The organism is bacterium (assembly GCA_035307765.1).
Taxonomy (GTDB): domain Bacteria; phylum Sysuimicrobiota; class Sysuimicrobiia; order Sysuimicrobiales; family Segetimicrobiaceae; genus Segetimicrobium.
The window spans coordinates 20,864-32,612 of sequence record DATGHU010000010.1; the positions used below are offsets into that span (position 1 = coordinate 20,864).

The window sequence follows — 11,749 nt, forward strand, 5'->3', positions numbered from 1 at the left end:
ACGGCCCGCCCGCACACCCCCACCACGCCGAAGGGGGCGCGCTCCGCGGCCGCCGGGCACCCTACCAAAAGTGTTTGAACTTCTTCGCGAACCGGCGCTCCATCGACTCCCTGTGCAGGTGGTAGACCGGACACTCCCGGGTGATGCAGACCTGCAGCGCGGTGTTGCAGTAGGCCTCCGGTACCTGCCAGCACTCGCGGTTCGTGAAGTACGTGAAGCAGACCCCTTTCCGCTCGGTGGCCTGCTCCGCGCGCACCCCATCGACCCCCAGGCCGGAGGAGGTCACCCGGTGGCGGGTCCGCCGGCGGCCGCGCTCCGGTCGCGGTCGCTTCAGCGCCGCCCCTGCGACGCTCGGAGGGGGGGGCGGCACCAACCGCGCGGCGGGGGGCGCCGAATCGGGCGCGGGGCGTGCGGGTGGTTCCACGGGCGCGGGCCTGAACGGCTGAGCGGGAGCGATCCGCGTCGGAATTGGAGGTCCGGAGACCGCCGCAGCAGCCGATGATGCGGCCGGTTCTACGCGAACGGGCGCCGGCCGCGTTCCGCCCTGATGGCCCGTCGGAGGCGCGGAGGAAGGCGGCGGCCCAGGTCGTTCGGGGACCGCGGCCGGGGCGAGTCCCCCCGCCGACGCCATCGCGGTTTCGACGATGCCGTCTCTCCCTACCGGCGCGTTTGGAGGGGCAGACGTCGAGGGCTGGATCGTGACGTCGTGGGCGCCGCCGCGGGCCTTGGCCGGCACGTCCTCGGCCTCGACCGGGGCGGGGGGGCGGCGGGGGATCTCCCGCCCCTCCAGATCGGCGAGTTCGCGCGAGGTGTCTTCGATGAACGATCTAAGTCCGCGCCGCAGCGCTTCCTGCTTTTTGTTCAAGCGCCATGACCTCCTTGGCGAGGTTCATGTACTCTTGCGCCCCGCGTGAGGTGCGCAGGTGCACAAACACCGGGACGCCCGCCATGCTGGACTCGACGAGCTTGATGTTGAAGTGGATGGCGCTGGCGAAGACCTTGTCGCCGAAGTACTCGCGGATGCCGTGGATGATCTCCTTGCTGATGGCCGTCCGGGCATCGTACATCGTCGGCACGACCCCGGCGATCTCAATCTGGTGGCCGACTTCCTCCCGTACGACCTTGAGGGTGCGGAGCAGTTGGCGCATCCCGAGCAGCGCGTAATAGTGCGTCTGGATCGGGATGATCACCTCCTCGCACGCCACGAGGGCGTTGAGGGTGAGCAGCCCCAACGACGGGGGGGTGTCGATGATGATGTACTCATACCGGTCTCGAATCGGGATGATCTTTTTCCGCAGCGACTTCTCGCGTCCGATGCGGGCCGACAGCTCCAATTCCGCGGCGGCCAGGTCGATCGAAGACGGGGCGACATCGAGGTTCGGCACGTTGGAGGGAACGACCACGCCCGCCAGGTCGACCGCCGAGCCGCCGTCGATGGGATCATCGACAAGCACATGATAGATCGTCCTGGTCAGCTGGCCGGGATCGACCCCGAGGCTCACCGTGGCGTTGGCTTGCGGGTCGAGGTCGATCAGGAGAACCCGCCGCTTGCTGACGGCAAGGCAGGCGGCGAGGTTCACCGCCGTGGTCGTCTTGCCGCACCCGCCCTTTTGGTTGACCAGGGCGATCAGGCGCGCCGTGGGCTTCGTTTCTTCGTCCACAGCTTCCCTCCCCACGACCAGGCCGCTGCGCGTATCCATGCGCAGCGCTATCCGTGCACGCCTGCACCATTGGCGCAGTTCGACCTTCCCTGCACTATTTCCTCCGCAGATCGCATCGGAGACGCGTCAGCGGGTCGAGGTCGATCCGTCCCCGACCCCGCCCGGTGCCGGCGGGGCGCCCTCGGACGTGAGGCGCCGCGCCAGCGCCAGCGCCTGCTCGCGCGTTTGGATCTCGCCGTCGAGTCGGGCGTTTTCGACGATGTGGAGCACCCGCCCCACGCCGGGCCCCGCGGGAAGCCCGAGGGCCAGGACGTCCGTCCCCGTGATCAGCGGCGGGGGAACCGGAGGCTCCCCCGCCAGGCGCTCCACGAACGCCCGAACCCACGCGTACGTCGAGAGGTCCCCGTGGCTCGCGGCGCAGTCGGCTCGGTGGAGCTCCAACAACTCCGGAAAGGCCTCGTCCGCCACGAGGCGCCGGAGCCGTGAGGGCCGCATCTGCATGACGTCTTTGAAGACCATGTGCCTTCCGACCAACGCGACGATCCGATCGGCGGCACGGCGGGGGAACCGGAGACGCTCCAGGGCGACGCGGGCGAGCGCGGCCCCGACCTCGTCGTGCCGGGAGAACCGGATCCGGTCGGCGTGCACCAGCGTGGAAGGCTTTCCGACATCGTGCAGCAGGGTGGCCATCGCCAACGTCGCCGATGGGGCCCGCAGCTGAGCCATGGCCAGCAGGGTGTGCGTGAACACATCCCCCTCGGGGTGGAACGCCGCCGGCTGCGGCACCCCGACCTCGTTGGCCACCTCGGGGAGGATGACGTCGAGCAGGCCGGTCTCGTGCAGCAGGCCGAGCGCCCGGCGGGAATCGGGCCCGGTCACGATCCGGATCAGCTCATCGCGAATCCGCTCGGGGCTCACGTCGGCGATCCCGCGCGCCAACCGCCGAAGCGCCGCCCCGGTCTCGGGGGCGATCTCAAAACCCAGTTCGACCGCCAGCCGCACGGCGCGGAGCAGGCGCAGCCGGTCCTCGGTGAATCGGGTGACCGGGTCACCGATTGTCCGGATCTGTCGGGCGGCCAGATCCCGGCGCCCGCCGACGTAATCGAGCACCTCGTCCGCTTCAGGGTCGTAGAGCAGGCCGTTGACCGTGAAGTCGCGCCGCGCCACGTCTTCCCGGGCGGTGGCATACCGGACCGAAGCGGGATGGCGGCCGTCGAGGTAGGGCCCTTCGGCGCGAAATGTCGCCACCTCGTACTCGCCATCGTCCTCGCGGACCCGGATCACGCCGAACGCCTCGCCGACGTCAACGGTGCGGTCGAAGAGCGCGCGCACCTGTTCGGGAGGGGCAGCGGTGGCGATGTCGTAGTCGGCCGGGTCGCGGCCCAGCAGGCGGTCGCGCACGCATCCGCCGGCGAGGTAGGTGTCAAACCCGGCGGCCTTCAGGCGCCGGACGATATCACGCGCGGTGTGGAAGCTGCCCATAGACGGTCGTGCCGGCCGCGGACGACCTCGCCCCGCGGCCGCGTCCGCCGTGCGCTCGAGGAGGTGCCGTGCCGATGTTCATGCCGCCGACTCCACGTCGCATCACGCCGCGGCGCTAGCCGGAGCTGTCGGTGGGTTGGCCGACGACGAGGGCGCGCAGATGCTCGAGGGCCTCCCGCTGCAAACGGGACACGTGCATCTGCGAGATGCCGAGCTGGCGGGCAATCTCGGCCTGCGAAATCCGGTCGAAAAACCGCAGGCGCACGATTTGCTGATGGCGCTCGGGCAGCTTGCGGAGGGCCCACTCCAGCGTGGCCCGATCCTCCAGACGTTCAAGGGAATGGTCCTCCCCGCCGACCATCTCGCTCAGAGGGACGCTGTGTTCTCCGCCCTCTTCCAGGGTCTCCGCGTCCAGGGAGGCGGGGGCGTAGGCGCGCCCGGCCTCGAGCGCCTCCAGCGCGACCTCGAACGCCACTCCCGTCTGGTCTGCCAGTTCGGTGATCGTCGGCGAACGGCCGAGGCGCTGGGAGAGTTCGTCGACCGCGCGCATCAGCGCATAGTTGACCTCCCGGAGCCGCCGCGGGACACGAATCGACCACAGCTTGTCCCGAAAATACCGCTTAATCTCGCCGACGATGGTCGGCGTGACGTAGGTGGTGAACTCGATGCCCCGGGTGAGATCGTACCGGTCGATCGCCTTGATCAGGCCGATTTGAGCCACCTGGATCAGGTCCTCCAGCGGCTCTCCGCGATCGCTGAACTTCCGCGCGAGATAGATCGCCAGGCTCTCGTGGCCGAGAATGAGCGCCTCGCGCGCCTCGGGATCTCCGGTCCGGCGAAGCCGCTGGAAAAGGGCGCGGACCTCCGACCGCGGGAGCGGACGTCGACCACGGGGACGCGCCGTCATTATCGCTGGCGACGCTTAACGAGCCGGAGCTCCGCCTTTCCCTGCGCGGTCCGACGCGAGTCGACTTTGTCGACCAGGCACTGCATCAGGAACACTCCGAGGCGACCCTCGTTCAGGGGCGCCCCATCGGGCCCCGGGGGGGGATCGAGCTCCACCCCGGGGCCATCGGTCTCGATCCGGATTTCCAGCGTCGCTCCTTCGAGGCCGAATCGGAGGGCGAGCGGGGATCCCGACGTCCCCGCAAGGATCAGCGCGTTGCACGCCTCGGAGATCGCGATCTTCAAATCCTCGATCTCGTCATAGGAGAACGACTGCCGCGCTGCCACGGTCGCCGCGGTCAACCTCGCGACGCTGACAAACTCGGGCTTCGCCGGGATCGTGACCCCGACCGCCTCCGCCGCCTGTCCCGTGCGCCTCCGCCCCGGCACCCTACCCCTCCGACCGTTCGGGGGCTTCGGGGGATTCCGGCGACCACCCCGGCACGGCGTCGCGCCCCTCGTCGTAGGCGCGCCGCAGGCGACCGGACTTCTCCTCGAATACGGTGCGGCCGCGGTGGATCGCTTCTTCCGCGGTACTCCGCGCCCGCGACGCGAACTCATCCGCGCGTTCGCGGACGCGCTCGGCGACCTCACCCGCCGTGGTGGCCACACGATCGGCCACCCGGTCCGCCTGCTCCCGGGCCCGGTCCCGCCACTCTTCGGACTGCTTGCGCAGCCGTTCGCGCGTCTTCTCCCCGGCCTCGGGGGCGAAGAGCAACCCGAGGGCGGCGCCGATTAACCCTCCGACGATCAATCCCGACAGAAAGTCCCTGGGCTCTTCCATCGCACATCCCTCCTTGGGCTTGCGCCCTGGTTCTGCGGTTACCGCCGGCTCCCGTCTCCGCTGGGGCGAAACCACTGCAGGCCCTCGCGGATCGCCGACAGCAGGCCGGCGGCGGTGGCCATCGGCGGGAGGATCACGTCCTGAGCGACTCGGCGGACGGTCTGCTGCATGTGCTCGAGGGTGCTGGCCCCCGATCCGATCACGGCACTGACGCGCTCAAGGTTCCGGACCACCTCACCCAAAATCTCCTGGTCGACCTTCGTCAGGATACGCCGCACGTCGATCACCATGCCGGGCAGCGCGCGCTGGACCAGCGTCAGGATCGCCTCGACGCGCGACACGACCCTCCAGAGCAGCGCCAGGAAGACGACAAACGCCACCACGGCGATGATGCAGGTGGCGGCAATGACGACCAGACTCACGGTGGCGACGGTGGACATCCATCCCCTCCCTCACCAACGGTATGGTTCCCGCATCCGACGCCGGACAGGACAGCAGCGCGGCCCGCCGGGCTCCGTTCCCCGACCGGGGTCCCACCGATCTCAACGTCGTGGATCACCCCACCGCCCAGCACCACGTCTCCATCATAGAACGCGATCGCCTGACCGGGGGCCGCGGCACGGGGCCACGTCTCAAACCGCACGGCGACCGCTCCGCCGAGCGCGGGGGCGATGACCGCCGGGAGATCGGCAGAGGCGTGCCGGATGCGGACCGTCGCGGCCCGCGGCGCGGCCAGCCCGGGCAGCGCGACCCAGTTGATGTCGCCGGCCAGCAACTCGGGACAGCGCACCGCCCCCGCATCGCCCACGATCACGGCGTTGCGGTCGGGATCGATTCGCACCACATACCAGGCGCTGTCGCCCGCGAGGCCGAGCCCGCGGCGCTGCCCGACCGTGTAGCGCGCCACTCCCCGATGCTCCCCGAGCCGCTGCCCCTCGAGGTCGTAAATCGGCCCCGGCCGCAGCGCCTGCGGTTCGAACCGTCCCACCACCGCCGCGTAGTCGCCTCCCGGCACGAAGCAGATCTCCTGGCTGTCGGGTTTCTCCGCGACGCCCAACCCCAGGCCGCGGGCGATCTCCCGGACGCGGGGTTTGGTGTACGTCCCCACCGGGAACCGGACGTGGACGAGCTGGGACTGTGTGAGCCCGGCCAGGACGTACGACTGGTCCTTGTGCCGATCCACCGCCCGGAGCAGGCGCACCCGGCCGTCCGGACCCCGATCGGTCCGCGCGTAGTGACCGGTGGCGAGATCGTCCATCCCGAGCGAACGCGTCCGGTGAAGCAGCAGGTCAAACTTGATCGCCTTGTTGCACGCGATGCAGGGGTTGGGTGTGCGACCGCGGGCGTACTCGGCGGTGAAGTAGCCGATGACCTCCCGCTCAAACTCTTCGCGAAGGTTGAGCACGTAGTGCCGAATGCCGAGGGCCCGCGCCGCCGCCCGCGCGTCGTCGATTGCCCCGATGCCGCAGCACCCGGAGCCCTCCGCGGTCCGCGGCACCCAGGTCGGCCAGAGGTTCATGGTGATCCCCACCACGTCGTGTCCCTCACCGACGAGCAGCGCCGCCGCCACCGCGCTGTCCACGCCGCCGCTCATCGCCACCGCCACCCGTGCCATCGACCCTTTGATCCTCCCTCTACGGGGCGTAGGGCTTCACGCCCGCCCACCAGGTCCGGAGCCGCTGGCGAATGCCGCGTTCCTGCCCCGCTTCGGTGGGTTCGTAGTACAGGCGATCCCGGACGTTGTCCGGCAGATACTGCTGCGCGACGAACCCGCCCGGCGAGTCGTGCGGGTACTGATACCCGGCACCGTGGCCCAACCGGGCCGCCCCCGGGTAGTGCGCGTCCCGCAGATGCCGGGGCACCGGATGCGCCTCCGTGTGTTCCACGTCGTGCCACGCCCGCGAGATCGCCATGAGCGTGGCGTTGCTCTTCGGCGCCGCGGCCAGATAGAGCGCCGCTTCGGCCATCGGAATCCGCGCCTCGGGGAGGCCCACGAACTCCACGGCGTGCGCCGCCGCAACGGCCACGACCAAGGCCTGGGGATCGGCCAGCCCGACGTCCTCCGCGGCGTGGACGACCATCCGACGCGCCACGAACCGGGGGTCTTCGCCCGCCGCCAGCATCCGGGCCAGCCAATAGACCGCGGCGTCGGGATCGGATCCGCGGATGCTCTTGATGAACGCCGAGATCATATCGTAGTGCGCGTCCCCGTCCCGATCGTAGAGCAGCGCCCGGCGCTGGCTCGCTTCTTCCGCGATCTCGCGCGTGATCCGCCTCACCCCATCCGCCGCTCGGGGCGCCGCCACGGCCGCCACCTCCAGGATGTTCAGCGCCACGCGGGCGTCCCCGTTCGCCACCCCCGCGATGAATCGGGCGCTCTCTCCCGACAGGTCGATCCGGTCGGGCCCGAGGCCGCGGGGGTCGGAGACGGCGCGCGACAGGATCTCGACGAGGTCCTCCGCGGTGAGGGGCTCCAGGACGAAGACCCGCGACCGCGAGACGAGCGTCGGCGTGACCTCGAAGAACGGATTCTCCGTCGTGGCCCCGATCAGCGTCACCGTGCCGTCCTCGACGCACGGGAGCAGCGCATCCTGCTGGAGCTTGTTGAACCGGTGGATCTCGTCGATGAACAAGATCGTCCGCGTCGCGTACAGCGCGCGCCGATCGCGCGCTTCCTCGATCAGCCGCCGCAGATCGGCGACCCCGGCCGTCACGGCGTTGATCGTCTCGAAATGCGCGCGGGTGGCCTGCGCGATGACATGGGCGATCGAGGTTTTTCCGGTCCCCGGCGGTCCGTACAGAATCACCGAGGTCAACGCGTCCTGCTCGATCGTGTGTCGCAGCAGGTGCCCGGCCCCAAGGAGGTGCGCCTGTCCCACCACCTCTTCCAAGCTCCGCGGCCGCATGCGCGCCGCGAGCGGAGCGTGCCGCGCGAGATCCCCAGCGGCGCTCTGCTTAAACAACTCCATGGCCTCATCATGCCCCCGGCGCCCAAACGTGTCAAGCTACGCCCGGGCCGCGACGACCCCCGGAGGTACCCCGGTGGTCCGTCGTGGAAAGTAGCCCAGGTCGATGTCGAACCGAAAGCGGAGGTGGTCGCATGGAGATCCAGCTCAGCGGCAGGCGGGCCCTCGTCACGGGGGGGAACTCGGGAATCGGGCGGGCGATGGTCGAGGCGCTCGCCGAGGCCGGCGCCCGGGTGGGGATCAACTATATCGCCCACCCCGAGGCCACCGACGCCCTGATCACCGAGATGAAGGCGCGGCGCTGGGAGGGCCTCCCCCTCCGCGCCGACGTCTCGGATGCCGCCCAGGTGGCCCAGATGTTCGGCGAGCTCGACCGGGCCTGGGGCGGGGTGGATATCCTCATCAACAACGCCGGCATGGACGGGGCACGCGCCACGGGGTGGGACAGCCAGCCCGACGTCTGGCGCCGGGTCCTGGACGTCAACCTCGTCGGCGCGTACCACTGCGCGCGAGAGGCCCTGCGGCGCATGATCCCGCAGGGGCGAGGGGCGATCCTGAACCTCACCTCGGTTCACGAGACGATACCCTGGAGCGGCTACAGCGCCTACACCGCGAGCAAGGCCGGGTTGAGCATGCTGACCAAAACGCTCGCACAGGAGGGAGCGCCGCGGGGCGTGCGCGTCCTGGCGCTCGCCCCCGGAGCGGTTCAGACCCCCATCAACCAGGACGTGTGGGGGGATCCGAAGAGCCTGGCCGACCTGTTGACGAAAATCCCGATGGGTCGGTTGGGCCAGCCGGAGGAACTCGCCCGCATCGCGGTGGTCCTCGTCTCAGACGTCGCGGCCTACTTGACCGGGACCACGGTGTTCGTCGACGGCGGGATGACCTTGTACCCGTCCTTCATCCACGGGGGGTAGGCGGCTGGTCGGGGCAGTGAGCCCGCCCTCCGGCGTGATCCTTGCCGTCGGGGGCCTCGAGCGCCGTGGGCAGCATCCACCGACGTCCGTGGCGCGCCAGCAGCACATCCGCCGCCTCCGGTCCCCAACTCCCGGCTGCATAGTTGGGGAAGGCGGAGGGCCGGGCCGCCTGCCAGGCCTCAAGGATCGGCATCACGACCGACCAGGCGGCCTCCACCTGGTCGTCGCGCATGAACAGCATCTGGTCACCGCGAATCACGTCGAGCAGCAAGGTTTCGTATGCCTCCGGCGGTGAGTCACGGAACGCCAGGCGGTACGAAAAGAGCATGTCCACCGGATCCAGGTGCATGTCGGGCCCGGGGTGCTTGGCCTGGAAGCGCACCAGGATCCCCTCGTCGGGTTGAATGCGCACGATCAGCCGGTTGGGCTCCCAATGCTCCAGGGCGCTGGGGGAGAACGCCTGGTGGGGCACGGGCCGAAACAGCATCGATACCTCCGACACCTTCGCCGGGAGGCGCTTGCCGGTCCGCACGTAGAAGGGTACCCCCTGCCACCGCCAGTTGTCCACCCAGAACTGCACGGCGGAGAACGTCTCGGTTCCCGACTCCGCCCCCACCCCGGGCTCGGCGCGATAGGCCGGCACCGGCATCCCCCCGACCTCCCCCGCCCCGTACTGGCCGCGCACCGCGTACCGCGCCGTCTCGCCGAGGGCGGTCGGGCGGATCGCGCGCAGCACGTCGACCTTCTTGCTGCGGATCTCGTCGGCGTCAAACCGGACCGGCGGCTCCATCGCGATGAGGCACAGCACCTGGAGGAGGTGGTTTTGGATCATGTCGCGCAGCGCTCCCGCGCCCTCGTAGTAGTTGCCCCGCTGCTCCACCCCCACGGTCTCGGCGACGGTGATCTGCACGTGATCGACGTAGCGGCGGTTCCACACCGGCTCGAAGAGGGCGTTGGCGAATCGGAAGGCGAGGATGTTCTGCACCGTCTCCTTCCCGAGATAGTGATCGATGCGGAAGATCTGGGATTCGCGAAACGTCTCGCCCAGGGTGAGGTTCAACGCCCGGGCCGACGCCAGGTCATGCCCGAAGGGCTTCTCGACGACGATCCGCGCGGTCCCGTCACGCGAGAGCCCGGCGGCGCCGAGCCCCCCGGCGATCGTCGCGACTACGTCGGGGGGCGTGGCCAGATAGAAGACCCGGACCGCGGGTCCGCCCCAATCTCGCTCCTGGGCCGCCAGCCGCTTGCCGAGCGCCGCGTAGGTCCGCCGATCTTCGAAGTCACCGGCGTGGAACGTCAGCCCGGCGGCAAATCGCTCCCACTCGGCTTGGGCGGGGCGCCCCCGCCGCGAGAACTGATCCACCCCTTGGCGCAGCCGGGCGCGGAATTCGTCGTCCCCCATCCGCTTCCGCCCGACGCCGATCAGGGCGAAGCGCTCGGGGAGTCGCCGGTCGAGGAGCATGTCGTAGAGCGCCGGCACCAGCTTGCGCCAGGTCAGGTCGCCCCCGCCGCCAAAAATCACCAAGATCGCTGGGTCGGGGCACAGCCCGACTCCCCGCTCGCCCGACTCAGCCATGGCTCCACTCGGTGTGGAAAACGCCCGGCGCATCGGCACGCTCGTAGGTGTGGGCGCCGAAGAAGTCGCGCTGTGCCTGGATCAGGTTCGCGGGCAGCCAGGCACTGCGGTAGCCGTCGAAATAGGCGAGCGATGCCGCCAGCGCGGGAACGGGGATCCCCACGCCGGCCCCCCGGCTGACGATCGTCCGCAGGTCCTGCTGGCGCATCATCACCTCCCGGGCGAGAGCGGGGTCGACGAGCAGGTTGGGCAAGTCGGGCCGCGCCCGGTAGGCCCCCCGGACCTTCTCGAGCAGGGCGGCGCGGATGATGCAGCCTCCTCGCCAGATCGCCGCCACCTCGCCGAGGGGAAGGCGGTACCCGTAGACGTCGGACGCCCGCCGGAGCAGGGCCATCCCCTGCGCGAAGGTGATGATCATCGCGGCGTAGAGCGCGTTTCGCAGGCTCGCCAGCGTCTCCGCGCGCTCCCCCAGTCCCGCCGGCCGTGGGCCGGCCAAGGCGCGGCTCGCCTCCACCCGCTCCGGCTCCAACCCGGAGAGCGCTCGGGCGGTGACCGCCGCATCGATCGTGGGGACCGGCGTCCCCAGCTCCATCGCGTTTTGCGATGTCCACATCCCGGTCCCCTTCTGCTTCGCCTCATCGAGGATCACGTCGACGAGTCGCTTCCCGGTGCGCGGGTCGACCTGCACGAAGATCCGCGCGCTGATCTCGATCAGGTAGCAGGCGAGTTCCGAACGGTTCCAGCCGTCGTACACCTCGCACAACTCGTCGTCCGAAAGACCCAACCCCCGCCTCATCAGATCGTAGCTCTCGGCGATCGCCTGCATCAACCCGTACTCGATCCCGTTGTGGACCATTTTCACGTAGTGCCCCGCCGACCCCGGGCCGAGATACGTCGCGCACGGCTCGCCGTCCACACGGGCGGCAACGGCCTCCACGACCGTCCGGATCCGCGCGTACGCGTCCGGGGAGCCGCCGGGCATCAGGCTGGGCCCGTGCCGCGCCCCCTGCTCCCCGCCGGACACGCCCATCCCCAGGAACCCAATCCGCCGCCCGCCCAGAGCGTGGGCACGGAGGTCCGTATCCTTGAACCACGAGTTGCCCGCGTCAACGAGCAGGTCTCCCGGGGCGAGATGGGGCAGCAGGGCCCCGATGACCGCATCGACGGGGGGCCCCGCCGGGACGAGCAGCAGCACCGCCCTGGGGGGGGCGAGCGTCGCCGTGAACTCTTCCACCGTGGTCGCCGCGGCGACCGCTCGGCCCTCGGCCTCGCGGCGCAACGAAGCGACCTGGGCCGGGTCCTTGTCGTAGCCGGCGACGGGAACACCGTGATCCGCCATATTCAGCAACAGGTTGCGGCCCATCACGCCGAGGCCGACCATCCCCACCTCGTACCGCCGTGCGTCCATTTTCCCTCCC

The 11,749-nt window shown here is 70.0% G+C and carries 12 protein-coding genes; 1 reads left to right on the forward strand and 11 read right to left on the reverse strand.

The window, feature by feature from the left end; translation table 11 throughout:
* Nucleotides 1-61: 61 nt before the first annotated feature.
* From VKV57_03530 to VKV57_03570, 9 genes are all read right to left on the reverse strand, one after another.
* Nucleotides 62-865, reverse strand: a complete 804-nt coding sequence (locus VKV57_03530; GenBank protein HLW58977.1) for a hypothetical protein — start codon at nt 863-865, stop codon at nt 62-64.
* Nucleotides 828-1,700, reverse strand: coding sequence for an AAA family ATPase (locus tag VKV57_03535; protein ID HLW58978.1), 873 nt, complete (start codon nt 1,698-1,700; stop codon nt 828-830). The genes VKV57_03530 and VKV57_03535 overlap by 38 nt, the downstream gene beginning before the upstream one ends.
* Nucleotides 1,701-1,787: 87 nt before the next feature.
* The gene (locus VKV57_03540; GenBank protein ID HLW58979.1) at nt 1,788-3,143 is read right to left on the reverse strand and encodes a CCA tRNA nucleotidyltransferase; all 1,356 of its coding nucleotides are present in this window, start codon (nt 3,141-3,143) and stop codon (nt 1,788-1,790) included.
* A 115-nt stretch (nt 3,144-3,258) separates the two neighbouring features.
* Nucleotides 3,259-4,050 (reverse strand): SigB/SigF/SigG family RNA polymerase sigma factor, encoded by a 792-nt coding sequence (locus tag VKV57_03545; protein ID HLW58980.1) that lies wholly within the window; start codon nt 4,048-4,050, stop codon nt 3,259-3,261.
* Nucleotides 4,050-4,478 carry an ATP-binding protein gene (locus VKV57_03550; protein HLW58981.1) on the reverse strand — a complete coding sequence of 143 codons (429 nt, stop codon included), beginning with the start codon at nt 4,476-4,478 and terminating at the stop codon, nt 4,050-4,052. The genes VKV57_03545 and VKV57_03550 overlap by 1 nt, the downstream gene beginning before the upstream one ends.
* 1 nt (nt 4,479) lies before the next feature.
* Complete coding sequence (locus tag VKV57_03555; GenBank protein HLW58982.1) at nt 4,480-4,872, reverse strand: YtxH domain-containing protein; 393 nt, start codon at nt 4,870-4,872, stop codon at nt 4,480-4,482.
* Nucleotides 4,873-4,910: 38 nt separating this feature from the next.
* Complete coding sequence (locus VKV57_03560) at nt 4,911-5,312, reverse strand: hypothetical protein (protein HLW58983.1); 402 nt, start codon at nt 5,310-5,312, stop codon at nt 4,911-4,913.
* Nucleotides 5,291-6,487: a tRNA 2-thiouridine(34) synthase MnmA gene (gene mnmA, locus VKV57_03565; protein HLW58984.1), complete on the reverse strand. Its 1,197-nt coding sequence runs from the start codon at nt 6,485-6,487 to the stop codon at nt 5,291-5,293. Before mnmA ends, VKV57_03560 begins: the two co-directional genes overlap by 22 nt.
* Nucleotides 6,488-6,506: 19 nt before the next feature.
* Nucleotides 6,507-7,841: a replication-associated recombination protein A gene (locus tag VKV57_03570; GenBank protein HLW58985.1), complete on the reverse strand. Its 1,335-nt coding sequence runs from the start codon at nt 7,839-7,841 to the stop codon at nt 6,507-6,509.
* Nucleotides 7,842-7,972: 131 nt separating this feature from the next.
* Between VKV57_03570 and VKV57_03575 the strand changes: the two genes are divergently transcribed.
* Nucleotides 7,973-8,755, forward strand: a complete 783-nt coding sequence (locus tag VKV57_03575) for a glucose 1-dehydrogenase (GenBank protein ID HLW58986.1) — start codon at nt 7,973-7,975, stop codon at nt 8,753-8,755.
* On the opposite strand, the gene zwf is transcribed toward VKV57_03575, so the two are convergent.
* Entirely contained in the window at nt 8,739-10,331 is a 1,593-nt protein-coding gene (zwf, locus tag VKV57_03580; GenBank protein HLW58987.1) for a glucose-6-phosphate dehydrogenase, read from the reverse strand. The two genes, VKV57_03575 and zwf, sit on opposite strands and share 17 nt — an antisense overlap.
* Nucleotides 10,324-11,739 (reverse strand): NADP-dependent phosphogluconate dehydrogenase, encoded by a 1,416-nt coding sequence (gndA, locus tag VKV57_03585; protein HLW58988.1) that lies wholly within the window; start codon nt 11,737-11,739, stop codon nt 10,324-10,326. Before gndA ends, zwf begins: the two co-directional genes overlap by 8 nt.
* Nucleotides 11,740-11,749 lie beyond the last annotated feature (10 nt).

Coding starts and splice junctions, on each gene's coding strand:
- VKV57_03560 (HLW58983.1), bottom strand. CDS start 5,312: ATGTCCACCGTCGCCACCGTGAGTCTGGTCGTCATTGCCGCCACCTGC.
- VKV57_03545 (HLW58980.1), bottom strand. CDS start 4,050: ATGACGGCGCGTCCCCGTGGTCGACGTCCGCTCCCGCGGTCGGAGGTC.
- VKV57_03535 (HLW58978.1), bottom strand. CDS start 1,700: ATGGATACGCGCAGCGGCCTGGTCGTGGGGAGGGAAGCTGTGGACGAA.
- gndA (HLW58988.1), bottom strand. CDS start 11,739: ATGGACGCACGGCGGTACGAGGTGGGGATGGTCGGCCTCGGCGTGATG.
- VKV57_03540 (HLW58979.1), bottom strand. CDS start 3,143: ATGGGCAGCTTCCACACCGCGCGTGATATCGTCCGGCGCCTGAAGGCC.
- mnmA (HLW58984.1), bottom strand. CDS start 6,487: ATGGCACGGGTGGCGGTGGCGATGAGCGGCGGCGTGGACAGCGCGGTG.
- VKV57_03555 (HLW58982.1), bottom strand. CDS start 4,872: ATGGAAGAGCCCAGGGACTTTCTGTCGGGATTGATCGTCGGAGGGTTA.
- VKV57_03570 (HLW58985.1), bottom strand. CDS start 7,841: ATGGAGTTGTTTAAGCAGAGCGCCGCTGGGGATCTCGCGCGGCACGCT.
- zwf (HLW58987.1), bottom strand. CDS start 10,331: ATGGCTGAGTCGGGCGAGCGGGGAGTCGGGCTGTGCCCCGACCCAGCG.
- VKV57_03575 (HLW58986.1), top strand. CDS start 7,973: ATGGAGATCCAGCTCAGCGGCAGGCGGGCCCTCGTCACGGGGGGGAAC.